At 70.2% G+C, this 25,044-nt stretch carries 23 protein-coding genes and 3 pseudogenes; 10 read left to right on the top strand and 16 right to left on the bottom strand.

Annotation, left to right across the window (positions count from 1 at the left end):
* The first annotated feature begins 36 nt into the window (after positions 1 to 36).
* Positions 37 to 897 carry an alpha/beta hydrolase gene (locus DMB38_RS20685; protein WP_125936449.1) on the top strand — a complete coding sequence of 287 codons (861 nt, stop codon included), beginning with the start codon at positions 37 to 39 and terminating at the stop codon, positions 895 to 897.
* Between the two features lie 106 nt (positions 898 to 1,003).
* Here DMB38_RS20685 and otsB read toward each other — a convergent pair whose 3' ends face one another.
* Complete coding sequence (gene otsB / locus DMB38_RS20680; protein WP_125936448.1) at positions 1,004 to 1,864, bottom strand: trehalose-phosphatase; 861 nt, start codon at positions 1,862 to 1,864, stop codon at positions 1,004 to 1,006.
* A gap of 37 nt (positions 1,865 to 1,901) precedes the next feature.
* Here otsB and DMB38_RS20675 point away from each other — a divergent pair, with 37 nt between their 5' ends.
* Complete coding sequence (locus tag DMB38_RS20675) at positions 1,902 to 2,147, top strand: DUF3263 domain-containing protein (RefSeq protein WP_125936447.1); 246 nt, start codon at positions 1,902 to 1,904, stop codon at positions 2,145 to 2,147.
* Positions 2,148 to 2,241: 94 nt separating this feature from the next.
* Here DMB38_RS20675 and DMB38_RS20670 read toward each other — a convergent pair whose 3' ends face one another.
* Entirely contained in the window at positions 2,242 to 3,522 is a 1,281-nt protein-coding gene (locus tag DMB38_RS20670) for an extracellular solute-binding protein (RefSeq protein ID WP_125936446.1), read from the bottom strand.
* A 255-nt stretch (positions 3,523 to 3,777) separates the two neighbouring features.
* Here DMB38_RS20670 and DMB38_RS20665 point away from each other — a divergent pair, with 255 nt between their 5' ends.
* The 5 genes from DMB38_RS20665 (at position 3,778) to DMB38_RS20645 (ending at position 8,916) form a co-directional block, all read left to right on the top strand.
* Complete coding sequence (locus DMB38_RS20665; protein WP_125936445.1) at positions 3,778 to 4,716, top strand: SIS domain-containing protein; 939 nt, start codon at positions 3,778 to 3,780, stop codon at positions 4,714 to 4,716.
* A 147-nt stretch (positions 4,717 to 4,863) separates the two neighbouring features.
* The gene (locus DMB38_RS20660; protein WP_164716061.1) at positions 4,864 to 5,793 is read left to right on the top strand and encodes an ROK family protein; all 930 of its coding nucleotides are present in this window, start codon (positions 4,864 to 4,866) and stop codon (positions 5,791 to 5,793) included.
* Positions 5,793 to 7,010 (top strand): N-acetylglucosamine-6-phosphate deacetylase, encoded by a 1,218-nt coding sequence (gene nagA / locus DMB38_RS20655; RefSeq protein WP_125936444.1) that lies wholly within the window; start codon positions 5,793 to 5,795, stop codon positions 7,008 to 7,010. Before DMB38_RS20660 ends, nagA begins: the two co-directional genes overlap by 1 nt.
* Before the next feature lie 65 nt (positions 7,011 to 7,075).
* A complete protein-coding gene (locus DMB38_RS20650; protein ID WP_125936443.1) occupies positions 7,076 to 8,062 on the top strand; it encodes a 1-phosphofructokinase family hexose kinase in 987 nt (328 codons plus the stop codon).
* A 2-nt stretch (positions 8,063 to 8,064) separates the two neighbouring features.
* Complete coding sequence (locus DMB38_RS20645; RefSeq protein WP_125936442.1) at positions 8,065 to 8,916, top strand: class II fructose-bisphosphate aldolase; 852 nt, start codon at positions 8,065 to 8,067, stop codon at positions 8,914 to 8,916.
* 74 nt (positions 8,917 to 8,990) lie between these two features.
* Here DMB38_RS20645 and DMB38_RS20640 read toward each other — a convergent pair whose 3' ends face one another.
* Positions 8,991 to 9,968, bottom strand: coding sequence for a hypothetical protein (locus DMB38_RS20640; RefSeq protein ID WP_125936441.1), 978 nt, complete (start codon positions 9,966 to 9,968; stop codon positions 8,991 to 8,993).
* A gap of 184 nt (positions 9,969 to 10,152) precedes the next feature.
* Positions 10,153 to 11,844: a diguanylate cyclase CdgB gene (gene cdgB, locus DMB38_RS20635; RefSeq protein WP_125936440.1), complete on the bottom strand. Its 1,692-nt coding sequence runs from the start codon at positions 11,842 to 11,844 to the stop codon at positions 10,153 to 10,155.
* Positions 11,845 to 12,183: 339 nt separating this feature from the next.
* On the opposite strand from cdgB, the pseudogene DMB38_RS20630 reads away from it, so the two are divergent.
* Positions 12,184 to 12,702 (top strand): annotated as a pseudogene (locus DMB38_RS20630) (flavin reductase family protein); the annotation flags it as partial.
* Positions 12,703 to 12,776: 74 nt separating this feature from the next.
* Here DMB38_RS20630 and arfB read toward each other — a convergent pair.
* A pseudogene (arfB, locus tag DMB38_RS20625) lies at positions 12,777 to 13,118 on the bottom strand (alternative ribosome rescue aminoacyl-tRNA hydrolase ArfB); the annotation flags it as partial.
* 120 nt (positions 13,119 to 13,238) lie between these two features.
* Between arfB and DMB38_RS20620 the strand changes: the two are divergent.
* Both DMB38_RS20620 and DMB38_RS20615 read left to right on the top strand, forming a co-directional pair.
* Positions 13,239 to 14,876 carry a recombinase family protein gene (locus tag DMB38_RS20620; protein ID WP_125936439.1) on the top strand — a complete coding sequence of 546 codons (1,638 nt, stop codon included), beginning with the start codon at positions 13,239 to 13,241 and terminating at the stop codon, positions 14,874 to 14,876.
* A 302-nt stretch (positions 14,877 to 15,178) separates the two neighbouring features.
* Positions 15,179 to 15,760, top strand: coding sequence for a YkgJ family cysteine cluster protein (locus DMB38_RS20615; RefSeq protein WP_125936438.1), 582 nt, complete (start codon positions 15,179 to 15,181; stop codon positions 15,758 to 15,760).
* Between the two features lie 109 nt (positions 15,761 to 15,869).
* Here DMB38_RS20615 and DMB38_RS20610 read toward each other — a convergent pair whose 3' ends face one another.
* The 11 genes and pseudogenes from DMB38_RS20610 to DMB38_RS20560 all read right to left on the bottom strand — a co-directional run bounded on the left by DMB38_RS20610 (position 15,870) and on the right by DMB38_RS20560 (position 25,004).
* Positions 15,870 to 16,586 (bottom strand): hypothetical protein, encoded by a 717-nt coding sequence (locus DMB38_RS20610; protein WP_125936437.1) that lies wholly within the window; start codon positions 16,584 to 16,586, stop codon positions 15,870 to 15,872.
* Positions 16,587 to 17,042, bottom strand: coding sequence for a hypothetical protein (locus DMB38_RS20605; RefSeq protein WP_125936436.1), 456 nt, complete (start codon positions 17,040 to 17,042; stop codon positions 16,587 to 16,589).
* 709 nt (positions 17,043 to 17,751) lie between these two features.
* Positions 17,752 to 18,105 (bottom strand): annotated as a pseudogene (locus tag DMB38_RS36990) (Lsr2 family protein); the annotation flags it as partial.
* A gap of 118 nt (positions 18,106 to 18,223) precedes the next feature.
* Entirely contained in the window at positions 18,224 to 19,168 is a 945-nt protein-coding gene (locus DMB38_RS20595) for a histone-like nucleoid-structuring protein Lsr2 (RefSeq protein ID WP_125936434.1), read from the bottom strand.
* Positions 19,169 to 19,491: 323 nt separating this feature from the next.
* Positions 19,492 to 19,836 (bottom strand): hypothetical protein, encoded by a 345-nt coding sequence (locus DMB38_RS20590; RefSeq protein ID WP_125936433.1) that lies wholly within the window; start codon positions 19,834 to 19,836, stop codon positions 19,492 to 19,494.
* Between the two features lie 151 nt (positions 19,837 to 19,987).
* Positions 19,988 to 20,833 (bottom strand): hypothetical protein, encoded by an 846-nt coding sequence (locus DMB38_RS20585; RefSeq protein ID WP_125936432.1) that lies wholly within the window; start codon positions 20,831 to 20,833, stop codon positions 19,988 to 19,990.
* Positions 20,834 to 20,940: 107 nt separating this feature from the next.
* Entirely contained in the window at positions 20,941 to 21,645 is a 705-nt protein-coding gene (locus tag DMB38_RS20580; RefSeq protein ID WP_125936431.1) for a hypothetical protein, read from the bottom strand.
* Between the two features lie 7 nt (positions 21,646 to 21,652).
* Positions 21,653 to 22,414: a hypothetical protein gene (locus tag DMB38_RS20575; protein WP_125936430.1), complete on the bottom strand. Its 762-nt coding sequence runs from the start codon at positions 22,412 to 22,414 to the stop codon at positions 21,653 to 21,655.
* A complete protein-coding gene (locus DMB38_RS20570; RefSeq protein ID WP_125936429.1) occupies positions 22,411 to 22,752 on the bottom strand; it encodes a hypothetical protein in 342 nt (113 codons plus the stop codon). Before DMB38_RS20570 ends, DMB38_RS20575 begins: the two co-directional genes overlap by 4 nt.
* 9 nt (positions 22,753 to 22,761) lie before the next feature.
* Positions 22,762 to 23,559 carry a hypothetical protein gene (locus DMB38_RS20565; RefSeq protein WP_125936428.1) on the bottom strand — a complete coding sequence of 266 codons (798 nt, stop codon included), beginning with the start codon at positions 23,557 to 23,559 and terminating at the stop codon, positions 22,762 to 22,764.
* A 143-nt stretch (positions 23,560 to 23,702) separates the two neighbouring features.
* Positions 23,703 to 25,004, bottom strand: a complete 1,302-nt coding sequence (locus tag DMB38_RS20560) for a DNA cytosine methyltransferase (protein WP_125936427.1) — start codon at positions 25,002 to 25,004, stop codon at positions 23,703 to 23,705.
* Between the last annotated feature and the right edge of the window lie 40 nt (positions 25,005 to 25,044).

Raw genomic sequence — 25,044 nt, 5'->3', positions numbered from 1 at the left:
AACCGTTCAAGTCCATTTTGATGGTTGGAGTTCGCCGTGACCGTACGCCACCGCACCGCCCGCATCGACGGCCTCGACGTTTTCTACCGGGAGGCGGGTGACCCGGGCGCGCCGACGCTCGTGCTGCTGCACGGCTTCCCGACGTCGTCCGTCGGCTTCGCCCCGCTGATGGCGGAGCTGGCCGGCGAGTTCCGTCTGATCGCCCCCGACTATCCCGGCTTCGGCCTCAGCTCCGCCCCGCCGGCCGGGGAGTGGGCGTACACCTTCGACCATCTCGCCGACGTGGTCGACAAGCTGCTCGACCAGCTAGGCGTCCGGCGCTACGCGATCTATGTCCACGACTACGGAGCCCCGGTCGGCTTCCGCCTCGCCCTGCGCCACCCCGAGCGCATCACCGGCATCGTCAGCCAGAACGGCAATGCCTATGACGAGGGGTTCACCCCCTTCTGGACCCCGCTCCGCGCCTACTGGGCCGACCCCTCGCCGGCCAACCGCGAGGCGCTCCGCTCGCTCCTCACCCCGGACGCCACGCACTGGCAGTACAGCCACGGCGTCCCGGACACCTCGCTGGTCGACCCGGCGCTGGAGGTGCACGATCAGGCCCTGCTGGACCGGCCGGGCAACCAGGAGATCCAGCTCGACCTCTTCCTCGACTACGGCACGAACCCCGGGCGGTACGCGGACTGGCAGGAGTATCTGCGGGTGCACCAGCCGCCGGTCCTCGCGGCCTGGGGGCGGCACGACGAGATCTTCGGGCCGGACGGGGCGCGCGCCTTCGCCCGGGACGTGAAGGACGCGCAGGTGCAGTTGCTGGACGCCGGTCACTTCCCGCTGACGACACGGTTCGCGCAGAGCGCCGGGCTGATACGGGACTTCCTGCGCCGGCTCTCCGACTGAGGGGCGGCAGGCGGCCCGGCGGCGGCCGACGGCCGGGGCCACGGAGTCCGAGGAGCCCGGGCTCCGGGCCCGACGGCGCGTGGCTGCGAAGCCCGACGGCCCGGGGCTACGTGCCGAGGGCCGTCGCCAGGGCCGTCAGGAGCTCCACCACGCCCTGCGGTCCTTCGACCGTCAGGTCCGCGCGGTCCGCCAGCGCGTCCGCGCCCTCGCCCGTCGCCGCCGCGCTGCACACCAGCAGCCCGGCGACGCCCTCGGGGCGCAGCGCGTCCACGGCGTCGTAGGCCGCGAGGTCGCCGAGGTCGTCGCCGGCGTAGAGGATCGTGCGGGCGCCGGTCTCGCGGGTGAGGGCGGTGAGGGCGCGGCCCTTGTCCATGCCCGGGGGGCGGAGTTCGAGGACGAAGCGGCCGGGTTCGACCACGAGGCCGTGGGCCTCCGCCAGGTCGTCCAGCGGCTTGCGCAGCGCGTCGGCGGCCTCGGCGGGACGGTCGGCGCGGCGGGTGTGGACGGCGACGGCGCGGCCCTTGTCCTCGATCCACGTGCCCCGCCAGGCTCCCGCCGCCTCCAGCACACCCGGCAGCTCGGCCTGCACGGCCGCGACGCCGGGGTGCGGGTCGGGGGCGCGCAGGGTGCCGGTGGCGGCGTCCCACTGCTCGTCGCCGTAGTGGCCGAGGACGCGCAGGTGCGCCAGCCCCGCGACGCCGGCGAAGCCGCCGTACCGTACGGCCACGGCGGCGGGCCGGCCGGTGATGACGGCGACGGTCCCGACCCGCGGCGCGACCCGGGCCAGCGCGGGTACGGCGCCGGGGTGGGCCCGCGCGGAGTCGGGGTCGGGGACGATCGGGGCGAGGGTGCCGTCGAAGTCGAAGGCGAGGAGTGCCTGTTCCGGGTCGGCGAGGAGCGCCGCGAGGCCGGCGCGGCCCGCCTCGGTGCGCGGAACGGGGAGCTGTGCTGCGGAGGTGCTGCCCATGTCCAGGACCCTACCGGCCCGCGGTAACGTGCAGGGCATGTCTGAGGGTGACGCGGCGCTGACCGAGCGGGACTTGGCGGTCCTCGCGCTGGAGAAGCGCGCGTGGCCGGGTCCGGGGGCGAAGGAGCGGGCGATCCGGGAGCGCCTGGGGCTCTCCCCGACGCGGTATTACCAGGTGCTCAACGCGCTCCTGGACGACCCGCGCGCGCAGGAGCACGACCCGGTGACGGTCAACCGGCTGCGCCGCGTCCGGCAGGCCCGCCGCGACGCCCGGGAGGGCTGACGCGCGTCGGCGCTCCCCCGGTCCGGGAAGGCTGCGGGGGTCTGCGGTGGTTCCGTGGGCTCCGTAGGGGCGGCGAAGGAGGACGCGGGGCGGGTCATTCCTCCGTCGTGGAGGCCGACTCCGCGATGCTCTGCAGGTTCGTCAGCACCCGCTCCGGCGGCTCGCCGCCGGCCTCGGCCGCCTTGCCTATCTGCTTCTTCAGCTCGGCGTTGACCCGCGCCCACGACGTCTTGTTGTCCGGGTAGAAGACCGCGGTCTGGAGCTGGTCCAGGAACGGCTGCAGGTCCTTGCGGCCCTCGCTCAGCTTGTCCACCCCGGAGACCGTCGTCGGCAGCAGGTCGTAGCGCTGCGCGAACTTCAGCACGTTGGTGTCGTCGAAGAGGACGTCGAGGAACTTGCCGATCTGGGAGCGGTGGCCGTTGGCCTTGAACGCCATGATCCAGTCGGCGACGCCCATCGTCGACTTCGAGGGCCCGTCGCGTCCGGGCAGCTTCTCGGCGATGCCGAAGTCGACCTTCTCGCGCCGCAGGTCCTGCATGAGCGTCGGGTGGCCGAAGATCATGCCGACGTCGCCCTTGACGAAGTCGGCGAAGGCCGTGCGTCTGTTGGTCTCCGAGGGCGCGGCGTAGGTGAGGCCGGCGCCGACGAGGTTGTCGCGTATCCAGTTGAAGGTGTGGATGTTCTGCTCGGAGTCGATCGTGTAGCTGCCGACGTCGTCCGTGTACGCGCCGCCGCCGCTGATCATCCACATCAGCGTCTCGCCCTGGGCCTCCTCGGGGCCGAGCGGGAGCGCGTACGGGACCTTCACGCCGGTGTCCTTGAGCGCCTGCGCGACGTCGAGGAGTTCGTCCCAGTCCTGGGGCGCGTCCTCGGGGTCGGTGCTCAGACCCGCGTCCTCGAAGAGGGACTTGTTGTAGAACAGCAGCCGCGAGCTGGAGACGAAGGGCATGCCGTACTGCACGCGGTTGACCTCGCCGGCGGCGGCGAGGCTGGGCACGAAGTTGGCCTGGGTGGGGATGGAGAGCAGTTCGTCGGTGCTGTAGAGCATGTCGCGGGAGCTGTACTCGGCGTACGGGCCCATCTGCGCGATGTCCGGCGGGTTGCCGTCCTTCACCATCTTGTCGACCTTGGCGTCGATGTCCTCCCACGGGATGATCTCGATGTCGACCGAGATCCCCGGGGTGTCGTTGGAGAACTTCGCCGCCAACTGCTCCCAGTAGCGCCGGGCGGTGTCGGACTCGCCCGTGCCGTACTCGGCGGCCACCAGCTTCAGCGTGACGTCGCCGCCGCCACTGCCGTCCCCGCACGCGCTCAGCGGCAGGGCCGCCGCTCCCGCGGCACCGGCCGCCGCCTTCAGAAATCCACGCCGCTGCACAGCTTTAGCCCACCTTCAGAATCATCTGAGAGGGCCGAGTCTGTCCGGAGCGCCCCTCTCAGGTCTACACCAGACGGATATCACTTCCGTAACCACGCCCCCCTGCCCGCCATTGCCGCACGGGGTACCGGGCTGATAGGGAGACGACGAGCTGAACCGCACATCAACGGTCGCGGAACAGCACGAAAGCGCGCACGATCGCAACGGTGCGCGTGGCGACGTATGTCCACGAGCACAACGAGGGAGCCGCACCTCATGGCAGCCGCAGAACCGTCCCGCACCGCCGCCGAGATTGCCACCCAGCCGAGTTGCTGGCGCCGAGCCCGGCAGGAGGCGGCGGCCGTCCCCGGGCTGCCGCAGCCCGGGGAGAGGGTCGCGGTGGTCGGCTGCGGCACCTCGTGGTTCATGGCGCAGGCGTACGCCGGGCTGCGGGAGGCGGCGGGCCAGGGGCACACCGACGCCTACGCCGCCTCCGAGTTCCCGGCCGGGCGGCGGTACGACCGGATGGTGGCGATCACCCGGTCCGGCACGACGACCGAGGTGCTGGACCTGCTGGCCGCGGTACGGAACGACGCCGCCGGGACCGCGACCACCGCCCTCACGGCGGACGCGGGGACGCCCGTCGCCACGGCCGCGGACGCGCTGGTCACGCTGGCGTACGCGGACGAGGAGTCGGTCGTGCAGACCCGGTTCGCGACGACGGCGCTGGCGCTGCTGCGCGCCGGGCTCGAACTGCACGGACCGCCCGCGGCGGGTGTGAAGCCGGTCACGGACGCCGCGGTCGACGCCGAGCTGGCGGCGGTGCAGCCGCTGCCGAAGGAGCTGGCGGCGGCGGTGCAGTGGACGTTCCTGGGCCGGGGCTGGACCTGCGGCCTTGCGGCGGAGGCGGCGCTGAAGATGCGCGAGGCGGCCGGCGCGTGGACGGAGAGCTACCCGGCGATGGAGTACCGGCACGGCCCGATGGCGATCACCGGTCCCGGGCGGGCGGTGTGGCACTTCGGCGAGCTGCCCGAGGGGCTGGCGGCGGACGTCGGCCGGGTCGGCGGCCACCTGAGCGCGGAGTCGACGGCGCGCGGGCTCGACCCGATGGCGGACCTGGTACGGGCCCAGCGGCTGGCGGTCGCCGTGGCGGAGGCGAAGGGGTACGACCCGGACCGTCCCCGGAACCTGACGCGGAGCGTCGTCCTGCGATAAGGCCGTGCGGCCGGCGCGCGGCGGGGGGATCCGCGGTCGGCGTCCGGGGGGGGCAGCGGGGGCACTCGACCGGATACCGGCGGAAACCGGACCCGTCATCGCGACTGGACTAGACCTCTCGCCCCTCTACGGGCGAGACTGTCCCCCGTGAGACACGTCATCGCCCTCGATGTGGGCGGCACCGGCATGAAAGCCGCCCTCGTCGGGGCGGACGGCGCGCTGCTCCACGAGACGCGCCGGCCCACCCCGCGCGAGGCGGGTCCCGAGGCCGTCGTCGCCGCCGTGCTCGACTTCGCGGCCGAGCTGCGGGACATCGGCGTGGAGAAGTACGGCGAACCGGCCGTCGCGGCCGGGGTCGCCGTGCCCGGGATCGTGGACGACGCCGAGGGCGTCGCGGTGTTCTCGGCGAACCTCGGCTGGCGTGACGTACCGTTCCGCCGCCTCCTCGGCGAGCGGCTGGCCTGCCCCGTCGCCGTCGGCCACGACCTGCGCACCGGCGGGCTCGCCGAGGGCCGGCTCGGGGCCGCGCGCGACGTCGACCGGTTCCTCTTCATCGCCCTCGGCACCGGCATCGCCGCCGCCATCGGCATCGAAGGCCGCATCGAGCCCGGCGCCCACGGCGGCTCCGGCGAGATCGGCCACGTCGTCGTACGCCCCGACGGACCCCCCTGCGGCTGCGGGCAGCGCGGCTGCCTGGAGCGGCTGGCGTCCGCCTCCGCCGTCGGCGAGGCGTGGGCCACCGCCTGCGGCGACCCCGGCGCGACCGCCGCCGACTGCGCCGAGGCCGTCGAGGCCGGCGACCCGCTGGCGGAGGCCGTCTGGCAGGACGCCGTCGACGCCCTCGCCGGCGGCCTGATCACCGGCATCACCCTGCTCGACCCCCGCCGGATCGTCGTCGGCGGCGGCCTCGCCGAGGCCGGCGACACCCTGTTCGTACCGCTCACGCGCGCCGTCCGGGCGCGCATCACGTTCCAGACATTCCCCCAGATCGTCCCGGCGGAGCTGGGAGACGCCGCCGCCTGCCTGGGCGCCGGGCAGCTCGCCTGGGACCTACTCGCCACGGAGGTAACCGCCTGATGCGGGATTCGATGCGGGAGGGCGGCACGGTCCTCACCGGCGCCCGTGTGGTCCAGCCGGCCGGCACCGTAGAGGACGCCCGGCTCACCGTCGCGGACGGCCGGATCGCCTCAGTGGCACCGCAGGCCGGCACGGCGCGGAACGGCACGGCACCGCGGGCTTCCGGCGCAGAGCGGGACGACGGCGGGCCCGCGGCCCTCGACCTCTCCGGGCACTGGATCGTCCCCGGCTTCGTCGACATCCACGTGCACGGCGCCGGCGGCGCCTCCTTCTCCGGCGGCACCCACGAGCAGGCCCGCACCGTCATCGACACCCACCGCGGCCACGGCACCACCACCATGCTCGCCTCCACCGTCACCGGCGACCTGGACGACCTCGCCCGGCAGGCCGGCGTCCTCGCCGAGCTGGCCGAGGACGGCGAGCTGGCCGGCATCCACTTCGAGGGCCCGTTCATCTCCCCGCACCGCTGCGGCGCCCACCAGCCCTCGCTGCTGCGCGACCCCGCGCCCGCCGACGTGCGCAAGCTCGTCGAGGCCGGCCGCGGGCAGACCCGGATGCTCACGCTCGCGCCGGAGCTGCCGGGCGGGCTCGACTCCGTGCGCCTCCTCGCCGACAGCGGCGTCATCGCCGCCGTGGGCCACACCGACTCCTCGTACGACGCCGTGCAGGAGGCCGTCGCGGCCGGCGCCACCGTCGCCACCCACCTCTTCAACGCCATGCCCGCGCTCGGCCACCGCTCGCCGGGTCCCGTCGCCGCGCTGCTGGAGGACGAGCGGGTCACCGTCGAGCTGATCAACGACGGCGTGCACCTGCACCCGGCGGTGCTGCAACTGGCGTTCAGGACCGCGGGGGCGGGCCGGGTCGCGTTCATCACCGACGCGATGGGCGCCGCCGGCATGGGCGACGGCCGCTACCCGCTCGGCCCGATGGAGGTCGACGTGCGGGACGGCGTGGCCCGGCTGGTCGACGGCGGGTCGATCGCGGGCTCCACGCTGACGCTGGACACCGCGTTCCGCCGGGCGGTCACCGTCGACCGCCTGCCGGTCGGGGACGCCGTGGCGGCGCTGTCGGCGACGCCCGCGAAGGTGCTCGGCGCATACGACCGGATCGGCTCGCTGGAGCCCGGAAAGGACGCGGATCTCGTCGTGTTCGACGACCGGTTCACTCTCGTCGGGATCATGCGCAAGGGTGCGTGGATCGTCGAACCCGGTAGCTGAGGCGCGCCGTCGGCGGCGCGTGCCGTCGACGGCGCTCCGGCACCATGACAGGATCTTTCGCGCATATGTTCCTCACCGTCACACTCAATCTCGCACTCGACGTCACGTACCGGGTGCCGCGGCTGCGTGCCCACGCGTCGCACCGCGTCACCGACGTCACGGAGCGGCCCGGCGGCAAGGGCCTGAACGTGGCCCGCGTGCTCGCCGCGCTCGGCCACCCCGTCACCGTCACCGGCCTCGCCGGCGGCCCCACGGGCGCGCACGTCCGCGCACTGCTGGCCGCGGAGCCGGGATGGGCGGCCGGCGGGCAGGTGACCGACGCGCTCGTCCCCGTCGCGGGCAACACCCGGCGCACGGTCGCCGTCGTGGACGGCAGTACGGGCGACACCACCCAGCTCAACGAGGCGGGGCCCGAGGTCACCGCGGAGGAGTGGGCGGCGTTCCTCGACGCGTACGCGGCGCTCTTGAAGGACTCCGGCACCGGCGAAGGCGCCGCGCCCGTACGGGCCGTGGCCCTGTGCGGCAGCCTGCCGCCCGGCGTGCCCGTGGACGCGTACGCCGAGCTGGTACGCGCCACGCACGCCGCCGGCGTGCCCGTACTCCTCGACACCAGCGGCGAACCGCTGCGCCACGGCGTCGCCGCGGGACCCGACCTCGTCAAGCCCAACGCCGAGGAGCTGGCCCAGCTCACCGGCGGCACCGAGCCGCTGCGCGCCGCCGACGACGTCCGCCGCCGCGGCGCCCGCGCCGTCGTCGCCTCGCTCGGCGCCGACGGGCTGCTCGCCGTCACCGCCGACGGCACCTGGCGCGCCGCACCGCCGCGGCACGTGCCGGGCAACCCCACCGGCGCCGGCGACTCCGCCGTCGCCGGGCTGCTGTCCGGGCTCGCCGAGGGCCTGGACTGGCCCGCCCGGCTCGCCCGCGCGGTGGCGCTGTCCGCGGCGACCGTCGCCGCGCCCGTGGCGGGCGAGTTCGACACCGCCGTCTACGCGGAGACGCTGCCGCGCACCGAGATCACGTCGGGCCGCGGTGCGGCCCGGGATGGGGCCTGAAGATGCCACTCACGACCACCGGCGAACTCGTCGCCGCCGCCCGCGCCGCGGGCCACGGCGTGCCCGCCTTCAACGTCATCACGCTGGAGCACGCCGAGGCCATCGCCGCCGGCGCGGAGGCCGCGGGCGCGCCCGCGGTGCTGCAGATCTCGGAGAACGCCGTCCGGTTCCACGGCGGCCGGCTCACGCCGATCGCCGCCGCGACCGCGGCCGTGGCGCGCGCCTCGTCCGCGCCGCTGTCGCTGCACCTGGACCACGTCGTCTCCCCGGATCTGCTGCGCTCCGCGCACGGTCTCGGCTTCAGCTCGGTGATGTTCGACGCCTCCAAGCTGTCGTACGCCGACAACGTCGAGGCCACCGCGGAGGCGGTGCGCTGGGCGCACGAGCACGGCATCTGGATCGAGGCGGAGCTGGGGAAGGTCGGCGGCAAGGAGGGCGAGGCGCCGCTCGACGCGCACGCGCCGGGGGTGCGGACGGACCCGGACGAGGCCGTCGCGTACGTCACGGACACCGGGGTCGACGCGCTGGCCGTCGCGGTGGGCAGCTCGCACGCGATGACCGAGCGCACGGCGGCGCTCGACCACGAGCTGATCGGCCGGCTGCGGACCGCGGTCGCGGTGCCGCTGGTGCTGCACGGCTCGTCCGGGGTGCCGGACGAGGAGCTGCGGCAGGCGGTGACGTCGGGGATGGTGAAGATCAACGTCGGCACGGCCCTGAACACCGCGTTCACCGGCGCCGCCCGCGCCCACCTGGACGCGCATCCCGAGGTGGTCGACCCGCGCAAGTACCTGGCGCCGGGGCGCGACGCGATGGCCGCGACCGTGCGCCGGTTCCTGGAGGTCGTCGGCGGCTGACGGCCGCGAGGCCGACGACGGGCCCGTAGCGGCGCTACGGGCCCGGACGTACCGGCGCTATGGCACCGGAAGCGCTACGACGAGACCTGGCCCTTCTTCAGCTCCACCTTGCCGATCGCGCTCTGGCATTCCTTGTTCCCCGACTCGCAGGAGAGCGTGATCTCGTTGGCGCCCTCTTCGAGGGAGATCCACGAGTAGGTCCGGGTCCAGCCCGCCAGCCAGTCGTCCTTCTTCGCCTTCGCGAAGTTCTCCAGGTTCAGCGGGCGGCTCTCCGCCTCACCGTTGATGGTGAGGGTGAGTTCGGCGTCCTTGCCCGGGACGCTGTAGTCGACGAAGAGCGTGTACTCCCCCGCCTCGCCGACCTCGGGCTTCCAGGTGGCGGACGCGCCCTCGTTCTCCAGGCCGTGGACGTACGGGCCGTCCTCGGAGACGTTCGCGTCGCTGCCGACGACCGCGCCGCCGGCCAGCGCCAGCTTCGCGCCGTCCTCGCTCGGCGGGGTGGTCGGGTCCTTCTCGGGCTTGTCGTCGCCGTTCTTGGGCCCGTCGTCGCCCTTGCCCCCGGGGCTGGGGGCGACGGACTCCGAATCGCCGCCGCCGACGTCCGAGTCCTCCCCGTCGCCGCTGAAGAGCACCGCGGCGACGATGGCGATGACCACCGTGGCGACGACGGCGACCGCGCCGAGCATCAGCCCGTTCCGCCCGCCGCCGCGGCTGCGGCGCGGGCCCTCGCCGGGGTCACCCGGCGCGAAGGACGGGGGCTGCGGCGGGGGGCCGCCGTAGGTCTCGGGGGCGGCGTAGTGCGGGCTGGGGCTGGACTGCCCGTACGGATACGCCTGCTGGGGCGGCACCTGGTGCGCGGCCTGCTGGCCGCCGTACGTCCGCTCGCCGACGGCCCTGACCTGGGTGTACGACGTGCGCGGCACGCCCGGGGCGGGGGCCGTGCCCTCCCCCGGTCCCGGCACCGGCGCGGCACCGCCCTCGGGGCGGTACAGATGGGCGAAGGGGTCGTCGTCCTCGGGCGGCGTGCCCGCACCGTGGTTGCCGGCCGTCATCTCCCTCTCACTCCCTGGTGCGCGTTGCGTCCGGGCCGGCGGACCGCCGGCCAGGGGGCGAGCCTACCCCGTCCGGAGCAGTACCCGAGCGTTCCTTCGGTCGACTGTGGACGAAGCCACGACGGCCGCCTGTGGACGGCCGGGGGCCGCGGGGCGGCGCCGCCCCGGGCCCGTACCACCGCCACTAGCCTGCCCGGCGGTGCGAGCGGCCCTGCGAGCGGGCCCGCTTCTCGCGGTACATGAGCTGGTCCGCCGAGCTGAGGATCTCCTCCGTCGACATCCCGCACACCGCCCAGCCGGTGCCGATGCTCGCGCCCACGCGCACCCCCCGGCCGTCGACGCGGATCGGCGGGATGATCGCGTTCCGCAGCCGGACCGCCAGGTCCTCGGCGCCGCCGGGCGTCAGGCCGTCGGCGAGGACCACGAACTCGTCGCCGCCGAGCCGCGCGACGGTGTCGCCGTCGCGGACCGCGTGGGTCAGCCGCTGCGCGACGGCGATGAGCACGGCGTCGCCGGTGTTGTGGCCGAAGCGGTCGTTGATGGACTTGAAGCCGTCGAGGTCGCAGAAGAGGACCGCGAGCCCCTTGCCCCCGGACTCCCCGCCGGCCTCGGGGGCCATCGCGTGCACATGGTGCTCGTACGGGCCGGGTCCCGCCCACTGCTCCTCGGCGCCGTCCGTCCCGAAGCCGTGCCCGTTGCTGTCGACCTCGCGGGGGACGGGACCCGCGCCGACGATGGCGCGGCCGCGCGGCCCCGGCAGCCCGGCGGCGGAGTGGCTGACGGCGCCCGTGTACAGCTCCGGCGGCCGGTCGCAGAGCCGGGCGGTGAGCCGGGCGCGCAGTTCGGCGGCGTTGGGCAGGCCGGTGAGCGAGTCGTGGCTGGCGCGGTGCGCGAGCTGCGCCTCGTGGCGCTTGCGCTCCTCGATGTCCTCGACGTGGGTGAGGAGGTAGCGCGGGCCGTCGGCGGCGTCGGCGACCACCGAGTTGCGCAGGCTCACCCACACGTACGTGCCGTCGCGGCGGGCGAGGCGCAGCTCGGCCTTGCCGCCCTCGGCGAAGGTGCGCAGCAGGGTGCCGACGTCCTCGGGGTGGACCAGGTCGGAGAACGACAGCCGGCGCAGGCTGGAGGGCTGGCGGCCCAGGAGCCGGCAGAGCGCGTCGTTCGTACGGATCAGCCGCCCGTGGTCGTCGCCGCCCATCTCGGCGACGGCCATGCCGCTGGGCGCGTACTCGAACGCCTGGCGGAAGCTCTCCTCGCTGGCGCGGAGCGCCTGCTGCTCGCGCTCCAGCCGCACCAGCGCGCGCTGCATGTTGGCCCGCAGCCGGGCGTTGGTGATCGCTATGGCGGCCTGCGAGGCGTACATCTGCAGGGCCTCGCGCCCCCAGGGGGTCGGCACCCGGCCGTTGGCCGGCTTGTCGACGGAGAGGACGCCGAGCAGCTCGCGGCCGGCGTCGTAGATCGGTGCGAAGAGGCGGTCGCCGGTGACCCAGTCACCGGGGGCGGAGGGCGGCGGGACGACGGGGTGGGTCTGAGGCACCTCGTCGCCGTCGAGCACCCAGCCCTCGCTGTGGGGTATGTAGCGCAGCTCGCCCCACGCGATGCCCATGCGGAGCCGGCGCTCCCACGCCTCGCGCGGGCCGACCCGGCCCGCCATGATCGCCTCGGCGGTCGGATCGCCGCCGACGGCGGCGACGACGAGGTCGCCGTCGGGCCGTACGAGGTTCACCGCGGACACCTCGTACCCGAGGGCGACGAGCCCGTCCGCGACGCTCTGGAGAGTGTCGGCGAGGCTGCGCGTCTGGTTCAGGTCCGCGAGGACCGAATGCAGCCGGCGCAGGCTCGCCAGCCTTACGTAAGGTTCGGCCTCCGTCTCCATACCTGCCCTCCCGTCTCGCCCCGACCTCGGCGGAAGACCCCCGCGTGGAATTTCATCCAACGACACGGCCACTGAATCACAGCCCGCTCTTCGGCGGGTACACAGGGTCAACATTGGACGCTCTCTGTGACTCAAGTCACAGGGCGGGGAGGTGTTAACCGGCGTGCGGCCAAGAGCCGCACGCCGGTCTGCGGGAGCTTCGCGCCGGGTGGGGCGGAAGGGGCCGCGCGGCGGGGCCCACGGGGGTCCCGCGGCAGGTGGGACGGGACGGAGACCTAGGACTCCCCTCCGCCCTCTGCCCGATGTCCGGGGCCCGTTCGTCCCGTTACCGTTCGAGGCGTGCTGCATGAGACGCAAGCGGTGGACCATCCTGTTGGGGTGAGCGACGAGCAGTTCCGGGCGGCCATGAGCCGGCTGGCCGCGGGCGTGGTGCTGGTCACGGCGTACGACCCGGACCCCGGCCTCAACGGCGAGGACGTCGGGATGACGGCGACCGCGTTCCTGTCGGTGTCCCTGGACCCCCCGCTGGTGATGGTCAGCGTCCGCAACGGCTCCCGCATGGACGAACTGCTGACGGAGCGCGAGGAGTGGGCGGCGTCGGTGCTCTCCGAGAGCCAGCGGCACATCGCCGGGCGGTTCGCGATGAAGGGGCGGATCAGCGACCGGCTGCTCTTCGACGACATCCCGTACACGCGCGGCGAGGTGACCGGGTGCGCGCTGGTGGGCGGGGCGCTGGCGACGGTGGAGTGCAGGACGGAGCAGCGCGTGGTGGCGGGGGACCACACGCTGGTGATCGGGCGGGTGCTGAGCGCGACGCAGCCGAGTGCGGACGGCAGCCCGCTGACGTACTTCCGGGGCGGTACCGGACGCTGGGCTGAGCCTTCGCACCTTCGCGTTGGCGACGGGCGGGAGCGACAGGGGGAAGGCCGGGGTTACTGGCCCCAGCCGCGGCCCGTGCGGCCGCGCTTGACGTCGGACCGCTGCTTCTTCTCCCGCAGCCGGCGCTCGTTCACCCCCCGCGGGACCTTCCGCTTCCGCCGCGGCGCGGGCGGCGGCGCCGTGGCCTCCGCGAGCAGCGCGGCGAGCCGTACGGCGGCGGTCTCGCGGTTGCGCCACTGCGACCGGTGCTCGCCCGCCCGGACCACGACGTGCCCGTCGACGAGCCGGTCCGCGAGCCGCTCCAGCGCCCGCTCCTTCCACACCGGCGGCAGCGACTGCGTACCCGCGAGGTCGAAGCGGACCTCGGCCTGGGTGTCACTGGTGTTCACGTAACGCACCAATCCACATACGTCCACGTGGGTGGATGCGGGCGGCGTGGCGGCGGCTGGTCCGCCTCCTCTGCGGCCCTCGGGTGTAGGCGTGAAGGACCGCCAGACGACCGCGAGAGAGACCCGATGAAGATCAAGGCGTGGAGCCCGGCGCAGCTCGGCAAGGTGCCGCTCGTCGTCTTCCTGTACGTCCGTGTCAGCCTCGGCCGAGACATCATGGACAGCCCCGAAACGCAGGAAAAGAACGGCGAACTGACGGCCAAACTTCTGGGCGTCAAAATCAAGGAAATCGTCCCCGACATCGACGAATCCGGTCAGTTCTTCGGGCATCGCAAGGTGCTGTGGATGATCGAGCAAATTCGTCAGGGCGCGGCCAACGGCATCATGGTTCTGGACACCAGCCGCTGGGGCCGCAACCTCATGGAGTCGCGCCAGTACGTCAAGGAGCTGTACGACGCCGGCGGCGTCCTCATTTCCATGACGCAGCCGATTGACCCCACGACTGCCGACGGCCTCATGATCATGAACCATTTCATGAACATGGACGAGCACCAGGGCAACAAGATCGGTGAATCCTGGGTCCGCGCGCACAACATGCGGAAGGACAACGGAAAGCCTCATCACGGTCGCGAGGTTTTCGGCTACAAGCGCTGCCCTGACTGCCGACGCAGCGAACGAAACAAACGAGCTTACGAGTGGTGCAAAACCTGCGAAGGCGTTTTGCAGGTCGACGAGGACGTAGAGCTTTACTACCGGAACGCGTTCAAGGACTACAACGCCAACCGAAAGTCCATGCAGACCATCGTGCGGGAAGGAAACGCCCTCGGGATCACCACCGTCAACGGAAACCCTCTCAGCGTCAGCGGTTTGCGAAACGCCATGGACAGCGGGTTCGCTGCCGGATTTGTGCGGGTGAATGACCCGACGCAGAACAGCCGCACATCCACCCCATGGGATTGGAAATCCTGGAAGCGCGGAAAGCACAAGCGCATCATCAGCCTCGGCACCTGGATGCGCTACGTCCAGAAGCGCAGAAAGCAGAGCCGCCCTGAGTCGCGAAACATCGAACCCGCCTACTCCCTCTCCACACTCATGCGGTGCGGCAGGGGAGAAACGCACGACGCGCGCTGCTTGGCATCCATGCACGCCAATCCCCACAAACGTGCAGACGAGTCCACATTCCGCTGTAGCAATGAGTCGCAGGGCAAGGGATGCCAGGGAATCACTGTGACCATCGTTCGTGCAGAGCGATTGGTCCTCGAATGGGTGGCGGACCGCGCCCGGGGTGAAGAGCAGGCCGCCCTTGAAATGAAGCGTTCGGCTCAGGCGAACTTCGACATGAAGGAACTCAGAAAGCTGGAGAAAAGAAAGAAGGCACTGAAGACGCAGCAGGACCGTCTCCTCGATGCTCTGCTTGATGGGGTGTTCACCAAAGAGCAGGTGCGGAAGAAGCAGGACGAACTCAACACCGACCTCAGCATCGTGGAACAAAAGCTGTCCATGCTGGGTGAGTCGATCGCCAGTAATCAGGCGCCCCCGGCTGAAGCCTTCCAGGGTTTCTTGGCACTGTGGCCCAAGTTGACGGTCGTCGAGAAGCAGAAATCCCTCTCCGTGATCATCGACCATATCGTGGTCTACCCCACGCCGGCCGGCATGCCCAACCGGCTGGAGATTGTGCCGAAGTGGGCGCCGCTGGAGGACCGCCTAATCACGAAGACCAAGAACTGGGACCGTATCCGCGCCCAGCGTGCTGCCGCCGCCTGATGCTCGCTCCTCGGCCCAGACGCGGTATGCCGCCTGGCCGATGATGCGCCAGAACTCTGCCCAGCACTCCTCTTCGGTGGGGTGCTGGGCGGTCGTGTACCCGGAGGCAGGTGCGCGGTCGTCCATATGGGCACATTAGGCGCGCGTCACGCGGATCAGATATACAAACGCCACTCGTCAACCGAATGCCGCACACTCACCCCTCCGATGGGCGAGACAGGCACGGTCGCATAAATAAAGTGGGACACCCATTTGAGTGACGGTCCCCATTATTCGGTGGCAGCTCATTTAGCCTGCTGGCCATGGAACTTGGCGACGCGAAGGCACTCGTGCAGGCACTGGCCCGCGGACTGGCCCGTGAGCCGGACCCGGAGGCACTCGATGCCCTTTACCGCTCGCTCCCTCGAATGGAGTGCAAGGGGAGATGCGCGTCCGCATGTGGGCCGGTCCCGTTGAGCCCGCTGGAGAGGCAGCGAATCCGCGAGCGGGGGTTTCCCTGGGTCGACGGCCGGGTGGTCACCTTGCCGCTGGGGCAGAAGGGCGGGACGACGTGTTCCGCGCTCGACGTGGAAGGCGGGCGGTGCCGGATCTACGAGGACCGGCCGTTGATCTGCCGCATCTGGGGGGTGGTGAAGTCCTTGGAGTGCCCGTGGGGCTGTGTTCCCGAAGGCGGCCATCTCGACGACACCGAGGGCCTGCGCCTGGTGAACCTGTCGCTTTGGTACGGCGGTTCGCCGCTCGCCATCGAGCCGGGTCGGTATGACGAGCTGGCCGCGCATCCGGCGCGGCGGCGGGCGGCGGCGGAGTTCCTTGCCCGTTCGCGGCCGGTCAAGGAGGAGCTGCGGGTGATTCAGACGACGATCCCGGTGCGGTCGGCCGGCTGAGGTACCGGGAGGTACGAGGGCCCCGTCCTGGCTTTCTAAGAGGGGGCCGAGTCTCTGTTTCGTGTGACGAGTGGCCGCGCTGTTGTCCTAACACGGTCCCCGTGGAGGCTTATGCGGCCGGCGCGGACGTTTCTGCTGCGTCCCGGCTCGGCGCGGGCTCCCAGCCTTCGCTGTCGGCCTTCTGGATGTGCATGGCCAGCCCTGCCGCGTTCTTGAAGCCGAAGCCGCCGGCCTCGGCGCACAGCTTGTGCTCGAAGCACTTCACGCTGAGGGTGAAGGTGGCCTCGGGCGGGAGCTTGTAAGGGATCTGCGGCCCAAGCAGGTCGTGGCTGGATTTTGCGTGACTGCCACGGTTGCGGACTTCGACCCAGTATTCCTTGGGGCTGTTGGCGCCCTTGTGATCTAGGGGGCAGAGAACCTGATCCACCTTCGGGTCCCAGCGGCCTCGGTTGCCCTGGGCTTTCTTGCGGACCTGCGCCGGCGGAGGTTCGGTCTCGGGCTCGGCCTTGGCGACCGCCTTCTTCGTCGACTGCTTGGGTTCCGATGGTGAGCCGGGGATGGCGAGTTGGGCCGGGACCCGCCTGCGCTTGCCGTCTTCAGGTTCGCGGCCTGAGCGGAGGAGGCGTTCGATGACCTCGCGCTTGAAGAACTCCACCAGCACCTCGACCCGGGGCATGCCGAGGTCGAACAGCAAGCAGCAGCCTTCACAGAGGTCAACTTCCTTGCCTGTGGGGGTGATGCGTACGTGGCCGGCAGGGAGCTTCACGGGGGTGTCGAGCTGCTCGTGCCAGTCACAGCTCTTCTCCGTGACGATGCGCTGCGCCATTTAGGCGGCTCCCATGTGAGGGCTGGCGATCTTGACCAGGGATCGCCGGATGCGGTCCTCCCGGATGAGGTCGGGCATCTCGGCGCGGACGTTGATGCCCGTGTGAGAGACGCCGGCCGGGCTGGCGAGGTCGGGGTGCATGTCGTCGTAGCTGTACTCGGTGGTGCGGACCAGACTCTGGCTGCGCTCGTTCCACTCCATCTGGTACCTGCGCTTCCGGCCGCAGCCGCGTTCCTCGTGTTCGTCGACGACGCAGGTATCCGTGCACTCGAACCAGGAGGCCCTACGGAGGTCGCCTCCTCGGAACTTGTTGCCGCTCGCGGTGTAGCCCTGGGCGTTCGTCATGATGTCCCAGTTGTGGTCACCACCCTTGCATCGGCGGTACTTGGGATGGATGCCGCGCATGTGCGCGTAGATCTCTGCTTCGGTGGGGACCTCGTGCTGTGTTGCTGCCACGGTTACTCCCTGTCGCGCTCTTATTGCGATGGAACACAAAATAGCTGGGGGGCGACCTTGGCTGGAACTACGCTGGACTATTTCTTTCACCGACACTCGAATGGGTGAAGCTGTTTGCTAGCGGAGTTTGGAGCCTGCCACGGCGCGTTTCGTGCAGGCTCCACGTAACCGCCACACCTCATTCACCCATGCCGTGCATCTTGACGGCGTATTCGCCGAAGGTTGTCACGCTCCAGCCGTGAGGACTGTCCGCGTCGACCTGGATCATCTCCAGGTCTTCCAGCTTGGTCGCTGAGGTCTTCAGGCCACTGACCCTGCCGCCCCTGTCGAGGTTGATGTGACCAGCGAGCTTGCCGAGGATGGTGGCGTTGGAGTCAGTGAGCTTCGCCATCCGCTCGACAAGCGTCATGTCCTCGATCTTCATGCCACCGGTGGTGCGCTGCTTCCAGTACGCGTCGCTGGCCGCTCGTTCGCTGCGAACAGACAGCGGCTTGTAGTGCTCGCGAGCCGCACCCTCGTCCAGGTCTTCCAGCTTCTCGCCGCCCTCGCCCACGGGTTCCGGCACCGGGTCGGTGGCCGGCAGGCCCAGCGGGCGGCGTTGCCGAGGCCGCTGCATGGGCTGGGCCCCGCCCACGACGACTGCGGTGCCGTACCGCGGGTCTTGCCTCAGCTCGTTGAGCGGACCGTAGTTGTGGAACTTTGCGGCGCGGAACGCCTCACCGAACGCCTTGGGCAGCCTTCCTCGCTCGGGCGCCTTCAGCCCGTTCTCCTTGGCCCAGGCCCGGACGGCGGCGGGATCGGTGCCGTTCTGATGCCTGTTGGTGGCGGCGCTCTCGCGGGCAGGCTCGGTGATGGGCCGCCTGCCGCGCTTGGAGCCACCACTGATCTGTCGGCCGGCCTGGATGAACTCCTTGAGCCGGGCGCGCAGTACGTGTGCGTTGTCGTTGGTGAGGTCGATCTCGTAGGTCTTGCCGTCCAGACCGAAGACCACGGTCTCGTCGGCTTCGGTAGCGTCGTCGTTGATGAGGTCATCGAGCAGGATGACGCGTACTTCTCGTGCCATGGTTCTTCCCTCCGGTGTGAACGAAACAGGCCCCGCATTGACGGGGCCTGGGCTGGAAATGGACAAGGAGAAGCCCGCTGCGGGGGGCGTACAGCGGGCTTGGGGCTTCCCAGTCGGGTCAGTCTTCGGTCGGAGAGACTCCCCGGACCTCGAAGTAGAGACGGCCGACTTCGGTGATCTGGTAGGTGGTCCTGCCCTTGCGCGTGACGACCGCTGTGCAGCAGCCACGGTTGTCGAGGGCCTGGAAGCTCGCCTTGTCACCACTCGTGCCGTCGGTCGTGACACGGCCCTTGTCAGCGGCGAGCATCCTGCGCAGTCGGCTGAGCTGCTGGGAGTTGAGCCGACCGACGTTCTTGGCCTTCTTGCGGAGGACTTCATCCTCTGTGGGCTCAGGCTTCTTCGAGTCCACGAGAGTCAGGGCCCGTGCGTCGGCCAGGGCCTTGTCGGGGTCGATGTCGTGTTCCAGGAGCAACTTCCGCCAGGGCTCTTCGTTGTCGTTCTGGAAGGCTGTGTAGATCTCGCGGATAGCCGCCGGCATTTTGCCGCGGGCAGGGATGCCCGGCACGCCGTAGCGCTTGGCCCACTCCCGTACCTGCGTGTCCGGTACTCCGCTGCCCTGGGACACCGCCCCGTTCTGCCGGTCCTCGGTGGCCGCCTGGCGGGGCACCTCCCCCAAGTGAGGGGTGGGCGGAAGCGCGGGGGCGGCGTGCAGCACAGGGCGGTCGGTGACGAAGTCGCTGTGGCTGATGAGGTACTCGCCAGGACCGGTTGCTGTCGCCACGACCGGGACGGTGTTCATGCTGGAGTCGTCAAGGATGTTCAGGGCCCCGGTCGCGTGGTTCAAGCGACCTGGGAGGCACACCAGAACGTTGGTGACGGAGGCTGCGCGAGCCTTTAGCAGGTAGGGACGCAGCATGGCCTTGAAGGCGTCGGCGTTGTCGGGACTCAGGTTGATCTCGTAGGACTCACCGTCGTAGGCAAAGGGGATGGTCCTTGCCCCTGGTGAGTTGTCCATGTCGTCGTAGAGGTCGACTTCATCCTGCGCCATGGGCTGTTCCTCCATGCCATTTTTTTATCGAAGTCTCGTGGTCACACCTGGCTTCGACTGTAGCGGCATCAAAGGGGTGGGACTGGGATCAGAGGGTAGGCGCAGTGGTTTGGGCAGGGACAGGGTGTGATGGGATTTTGTCCCAAAGTGCCGGGGGTTTTTCACCGCTGCGGGGGGCGCATACCCCAGGCGCATAGGCGCGTGCACTGGCCAGAGCTGCGCCTGGGCGTAGCGCAATTGTTCGGTACATGCTTTTCGCATATCGCGTGACAGGCTAGGGCGAGCCTGATGTGCCGGTAGGCAAGAGGATGTAGAGATTTTGGTGAGGGACCCGTATTTCAGGCGTCGGTGCCTGCACCTCCGCGCTTGGGCCCCCGCAGGCCGCCCCCCTCCTCGACACGGCGCTCCCACTCCGCGAGCAGCTTGCGCCCCTTTTCGGTCAGCCCGTCGATGCGCCACGAGCCCTTGCGCTCGACGTCGCCGGCGTCCAGCCAGGTGACGTTCCACAAGCCCTGGTCCTGGAAGTTGCGCACCTCGTTGGTCTGCCATGTCGCCGGGGTCTGCAACCGGCCGACAGGGGCGCGCTCGGCGACGTGCTTCAACCGCGCGGCGCCGCTGGCCCAGAGCTTGCGGCGTGTGCCGTGCTCGTCGGTCCAGTTCATCCCGACCCGAGGTTCCGCCACGACCCTTTACTCCTTAACCCTTTTCATACGGGAAATCCGCGGTGCCCGTTGACACTGGCAGCCACTCCAGCTCACCCCTCGTCCGATCACTCGCACGAGGGATGAGCTGGCGAAGCCGTCAGTCGTTGCTGTTGCGTCCTTGGCCCCGAACCTACGCTCCCACGAACAGAGCAGGGAACACCCGCTCCGCCATCACGCGGTGCTCGGTGCAGAACGCCGACCCGTCGTCCGTCGTGTCGGGATCGTCGCAGTAGACCGAATCGGTCTGGTCGATGAGCAGCCACTGGCGCGGGGCGTGCAGGTCGACGATCCACTTGCAGCCCGGTCGCCTGGCAACGTCCCAGAGCTTCTCGAACTCCTCGGCCGGCACCTCCTCGACCTTCTGGAAGGCGGCGCTGTTGCGGACGGACAGCAGAGGCACGTCCGTGGCCTGGACCCACTCCTTCGTCGTCGTGCCCGGCTCGAAGCCGCCGTCGTCCTGGTGCCACAGCATCCGGCCGTCCGGGTACAGCTCCACCCGACGGATCTCGGTGTCGGTGAGGTCGTCGATCTCCTGGAGGACCGCCCACGGCTCGGCCAGGCGCAGGCTCGCGCCGGTGCGGATGACGCGGTGGAAGGAGAGGCTGGGGATGCCGGTGCGGCGGGCCTTGAGGAGCTTGAGGCCCCGGTCGAACTCCTCCGGGGTCTTGTCGCCGTGTCCCGTCCGTTGACCCAGGTGGAGGCGGATGAACGCCCTGTTGACGTACCGCGCCGAGAAGGGTGTCTCGTCCTTGAGGTATACGAGCGGCACACCCAGCTCGTCGTACAGCTCGAAGAGGGCCTTCGCGCGGCGCAGGCACTCTTCGGCGTTGTCCGCGGTGTACTCCTCGACGCCCATGAGCGCGGCAATGACGAATTCCGTCAGCGGGTAGTTGGTGCGCCTCTCCACGACGGGGGCGGTGAGGTACTTGCCCTCGTCGGCGGTGTCGTCGGGCGTGTTGTCGGTCGGGTTGGTCATGGGGACTCCTCTTAACGGGTGTCGGGTGTGTCGGTTCGGGGCAGCAAAATGGCCCGCCCCCTGCCTCTCGTACGAGGTAAGGAACGGGCCGCGGCCCCCAGAGGGATTTACTCCGACTGGCGCTTGACCAGCCTCATGCCGCGTCCCTCGGGGAAGACCGCCGGTGCCGCCGTGTCCTCGGCCGCCGCCGGCGCTTCGGCCGACCCCTCTGCGGCTGGCGCTTCGGCCGGCTCGGGCTCCGTGGTGTGGCGCGGGTCGGTCGTCCTGACCACCTTGGCCTCGGCGGAGCTGAAGTTCAGGAACCACGTGACGCCCTCACTGGACGTGGCGAGCCCGCCCACCCAGCCGGACGGCCCGGTGTGCTCCGGCGGGGCGAGCTTCCGCATGGCCTCCTCCAGACTTGCGCCCGTGGCCCTGCCCGAGATCCGCGCCTGGAACGCGACGTAGTACTCGAACTCCGGCTGCTCGGCCTGGAGTTGCTGCACCGCAGCCGGCTGACGGAACGCCCTGAGAGCGTCACGCCACTCCACCAGGGCCTGGGCGTACTCACGCACACGGGTCTGCCGCTCGGCGGTGGCGATCATGCCGACGGTGATCCACTCACCGTCGAGCTTGTACACCGCGTCCGGTGGGGCGCCCTCCTCCTTCGCCTTCAGGCACTCGCCCTCGATGTACGTGGGGCTGGTCGCTCCGAGGGAGACGTTCCAGGCCCACACGTAGGGGTGGCCGTGCCACTGCTCCGGGCGCTTCGGTTGAGATTCTGCGCCCCCGGTCGGCGTGCGCAGCATCGGGCGGTCATCGGTCATGGTCATGGGTCTCCTAGACGGCGGTAAATGCGGCGACGGCCTCTTGCCTGCGCCGAAGTCGGGAGAGCGGCAGGGAGTGGGCTACGCCCTGCCGACGTTCGCGGAGCATCGTCACGTCACCGAGCAGCTCGCGTAGGCTGGCCTCCTGGGCCTCGGCGTAGGCGAAGCGCTCGGGCTGGACCTCCAGCGTGTGAAGCCACTGCTTCTGGCCGGCGCGGACGCACAGACCTCCGCAGTTGTTGTGTTCGTAGCCGAGCGCGTACAGCCGCGGCGGCTCAATGTCGTACCAGCGGGCCAGGTCCATGAGCTGGGCCTTGGACTCCTCCTTGCCCAGCTCCGGCATCCACTTGTTGCACAGCGGGAAGCGGACCGTCCACGGCTTCCAGTTCCGGGCGATGGCGCGGCAGCGGGCCCGGTCGCGCTTGGTCTTCTCGATGCCGATGTAGACCAGGGAGTCGTCGACGGGGGCGTTCTCCTTCATCCACTTCCGGCACGGGATCTGCTTCAAGTACTTCGTGCAGGGGGTGATGCGGTCGTTGCCCAGGAACCTCTTGTCGCGGAACAGCTCCCAGGGGTTGCGGCCGTCGGCGACCTTCGTCAGCGGCACCCCGAGCAGGCGGCTGGTGTCGTCGGCGAACCGCCACAGGTCCGGGTCCTCGGCCTTGGTGTCCGCTATCAGCAGCGTCATGTCGCTGGTGCCGTACTTCTCGGCGACCCAGAGAGCGGCCCCGAAACTGCCGAGGCCGCCGCTGAACTGAATCACGTGCTGAGTCATCGCGATGCCTCCGCGTCCGCCGGGGGGAGGTCGAGGTAGAAGTTGCGAATGGCCTGCCACTTCTGACGCGGCAGTTCGTTCGCTCGGGCCGTGTACCACTCGCCGTGGTCACCGTCGGGGCCCGTGTAGCCGATCCGGTTCTCGATGATCTGTCCGTCGGCGGTGTAGTGCAGGAACGAGCGGCCATAGGGGTCCTGCCTCCGGGAGCGAGGAACCAGGAGACCGACGACGCGCTTGTCACCATGGAACATGGCCACCCACCGGGGCCGGGTGACGTGGCGGATCGACCGGTTCGGCAGCCGTCGGCAGTTGAACTCGTCCTCGCGTGATTTCAGCATGGGGTCCTCTCAGGCAGCTGGGTGGAGGTCGGTGTAGGTGGGCTCGGGAAAACCGTCGTGCCACGCCTTGACGGCGACCGCGAGCGGTTCGGTGCCTTGGTCGACAGCCATGTGCTCGACGACGGAAAAGACGGAGCCGGCGAAGTCCCGGCGGGTGAGGAGTTGGAAGTCGTCACCGTCCCCGGGGTGCCAGGGATTACCGGCGTAGAAGGTGCGAACCCGCTCTTCCTCGCTGGACTTTTCGCCCTTCAGCAGCTCGGCGGCGATCAGCTCGGCGATGATCTCCAGCCACTCGTTACCCGTCTCTGTGTCCAGAGCTTCGAAGCTGTCGTAGCCCGTCATGCACGAGCGGGCGATGAAGAGGCGAGCGCGGTCGAGGCTCGGCACGGTTGTCAGGCAGTCGACCATGTCGCCGCCGCGGTAGACGGTGCACGAGGGAACACCGGTCCAGGAGCAGCGGTCGTACTGGAGCGGTGTGGAGTCGACGATGGTGAAGACCTTGGGCGTGTAGGCGCTCGTGTCAGTCAGACGCCAGATCTTGACCTGGCACACGAACTGGTCCGACTCGCTGGTCTGTTCGTCGGCCAGCTCCAGCTTCTGGTGCTTGCGCCAGTTCGCCCGGTGCTCGGCGGCCATGGCCCTCTCGCAGTCGGAGCAGCCGCAGTCATCAGGGCCGCCGATCCCGTCGTCGTGCCACTGGCAGCCCGCGCACTTTCGCGTCGCGTAACCGTCCTCGCCCGGCTTCTCGCCCTCGTTGGCCTCGATCACCTTCGAGTTGCAGCTGCCGGGGCACTTGAGCATGACCATGATGTGACTCCCTTGCGAGCCGATCGGTTTTCCGGTGCGCCTGGCCCAACGAGCCCGGCTTTAATTAGTCAGGTCACCCATTCGAGTGGCGAGAAAGAAAAGAGGGGCCCCACGCCGGAAACACGGGGGCCCACGGGGCAGATTTATGCCGCTTCGGCGTACGCAGCCCAGCCGTGCACCTGGGGGTACCGCTCGGCCAGATAGCGGCGCAGGCGTGGCACCCAGTCGATGCCAAGCAGGATGGCCCACACCACTGCCGAAACGAGCGGGGAGAAAATGTCGCCGAGCTGCTGACACTGCGAGGTACGCGACCCGACCACCGGGAAGTCGGCAGGCAGACCGACGAGCAGGCACACCTCTTCGATCGTGAAGCGGTGCTCCGGGTCGTCCGCGTCGTACCAGCCTCGGATTTTCGAGGTGACACCGGGCATGGTGCGACCCATCTTGAACTCATTCCCACCGGATGTTTTCCGGACTCCGCGGGTGTTGATCCACGTCTCGGGGTCCCAGCCGATGGCGTCCGACGCCCAGGTGGTGATGCCGGGCGCCTCGACCGTGCCCAGCGTTCGGTCCCGCGAGCCCACCATGATGGCCCTGCGCCTGGTCGACGGGCTTCCGAAATCGCCCGCGTCCAAGATGTCCCAGTGCGCGAGAGGCCAACCGGCCACGATCAGCTCCATGCCGATCGCCTCCCGGATCTTCTCCGGCAGCGTCCACGCTTGCTCGATCAGCACCCCCTCCAAGGGGGCACCGGAGCGCAGCAGCCCGATAGTGACCAGCACCGGCGCCAGCATGAGGCCGGCCGTCTTGCCACCCATGCCGTCCTCGCCCAGCCACCCCCACATTTCCTTGATGGAAATGCCGGAGTCCTGACCGAACTCGACGGTGGTGACGTCACCATGCGCGCCACCCGTACGCCAGACGTTCCCGAACGCCTCCGACACGTCGGCCATGACGTCGCACAGGATGTTGATGTTCTCCGGCTTCAGCCCTTCCCGCTTACCGGCCACCGAGTAGTCCGGGCAGGGCATCGTGTACACCGCAAACGAGGTGTACCTGAGCGCCGGGTGACGCGGGTCGACGTCGCGTGCATCCATATGCATCGCGTTGCACCCGGCGGCCCGTGCCGTCGCCGTGGCGTCCTTCGAGGTGTCGACGCAGATCATGTCCAGCTCGACCCCCAGCACCAGGCGCAGCCCCGCGCAGCCTCCACCGCAGCCGCCGCACACGTTGATCCCGCGCTTCGGCTCTCCCTCTCGCCGGGGATACAGCCACCGGACCGGCCACGGTCCGGCAAGCTCCTGTCTCTGCTGGTCGGTGCGGCTATCGAGGTAGGCCACCAGGGCTTCGCCCTTCAGCTCCAGGCCCTGCGGCTCGGGCTCCGGCGCGTCCGGGTCGTAGCACTCACACGGGCCGCAGCACTCCTCGCACCACTCGATCTCCAAGCCGACACCCCCTTCCGGGCATGAAAAACGCGGCCCTCCC

Source organism: Streptomyces sp. WAC 06738 (genome assembly GCF_003945505.1).
In the GTDB taxonomy this organism is placed as follows: domain Bacteria; phylum Actinomycetota; class Actinomycetes; order Streptomycetales; family Streptomycetaceae; genus Streptomyces.
The sequence above is the reverse complement of the archived record's forward strand: the minus strand, read 5'-3'. Positions and strand labels throughout refer to the sequence as shown.

Bases quoted from the DNA above. Each gene is read 5' to 3' on its own strand.
- otsB (WP_125936448.1), bottom strand. From the start codon at position 1,864: ATGGGCAGCACCTCCGCAGCACAGCTCCCCGTTCCGCGCACCGAGGCG.
- DMB38_RS20675 (WP_125936447.1), top strand. From the start codon at position 1,902: ATGTCTGAGGGTGACGCGGCGCTGACCGAGCGGGACTTGGCGGTCCTC.
- DMB38_RS20665 (WP_125936445.1), top strand. From the start codon at position 3,778: ATGGCAGCCGCAGAACCGTCCCGCACCGCCGCCGAGATTGCCACCCAG.
- nagA (WP_125936444.1), top strand. From the start codon at position 5,793: ATGCGGGATTCGATGCGGGAGGGCGGCACGGTCCTCACCGGCGCCCGT.
- DMB38_RS20650 (WP_125936443.1), top strand. From the start codon at position 7,076: ATGTTCCTCACCGTCACACTCAATCTCGCACTCGACGTCACGTACCGG.
- DMB38_RS20645 (WP_125936442.1), top strand. From the start codon at position 8,065: ATGCCACTCACGACCACCGGCGAACTCGTCGCCGCCGCCCGCGCCGCG.
- DMB38_RS20640 (WP_125936441.1), bottom strand. From the start codon at position 9,968: ATGACGGCCGGCAACCACGGTGCGGGCACGCCGCCCGAGGACGACGAC.
- cdgB (WP_125936440.1), bottom strand. From the start codon at position 11,844: ATGGAGACGGAGGCCGAACCTTACGTAAGGCTGGCGAGCCTGCGCCGG.
- DMB38_RS20620 (WP_125936439.1), top strand. From the start codon at position 13,239: ATGAAGATCAAGGCGTGGAGCCCGGCGCAGCTCGGCAAGGTGCCGCTC.
- DMB38_RS20615 (WP_125936438.1), top strand. From the start codon at position 15,179: ATGGAACTTGGCGACGCGAAGGCACTCGTGCAGGCACTGGCCCGCGGA.
- DMB38_RS20610 (WP_125936437.1), bottom strand. From the start codon at position 16,586: ATGGCGCAGCGCATCGTCACGGAGAAGAGCTGTGACTGGCACGAGCAG.
- DMB38_RS20595 (WP_125936434.1), bottom strand. From the start codon at position 19,168: ATGGAGGAACAGCCCATGGCGCAGGATGAAGTCGACCTCTACGACGAC.
- DMB38_RS20585 (WP_125936432.1), bottom strand. From the start codon at position 20,833: ATGACCAACCCGACCGACAACACGCCCGACGACACCGCCGACGAGGGC.
- DMB38_RS20580 (WP_125936431.1), bottom strand. From the start codon at position 21,645: ATGACCATGACCGATGACCGCCCGATGCTGCGCACGCCGACCGGGGGC.
- DMB38_RS20575 (WP_125936430.1), bottom strand. From the start codon at position 22,414: ATGACTCAGCACGTGATTCAGTTCAGCGGCGGCCTCGGCAGTTTCGGG.
- DMB38_RS20570 (WP_125936429.1), bottom strand. From the start codon at position 22,752: ATGCTGAAATCACGCGAGGACGAGTTCAACTGCCGACGGCTGCCGAAC.
- DMB38_RS20565 (WP_125936428.1), bottom strand. From the start codon at position 23,559: ATGGTCATGCTCAAGTGCCCCGGCAGCTGCAACTCGAAGGTGATCGAG.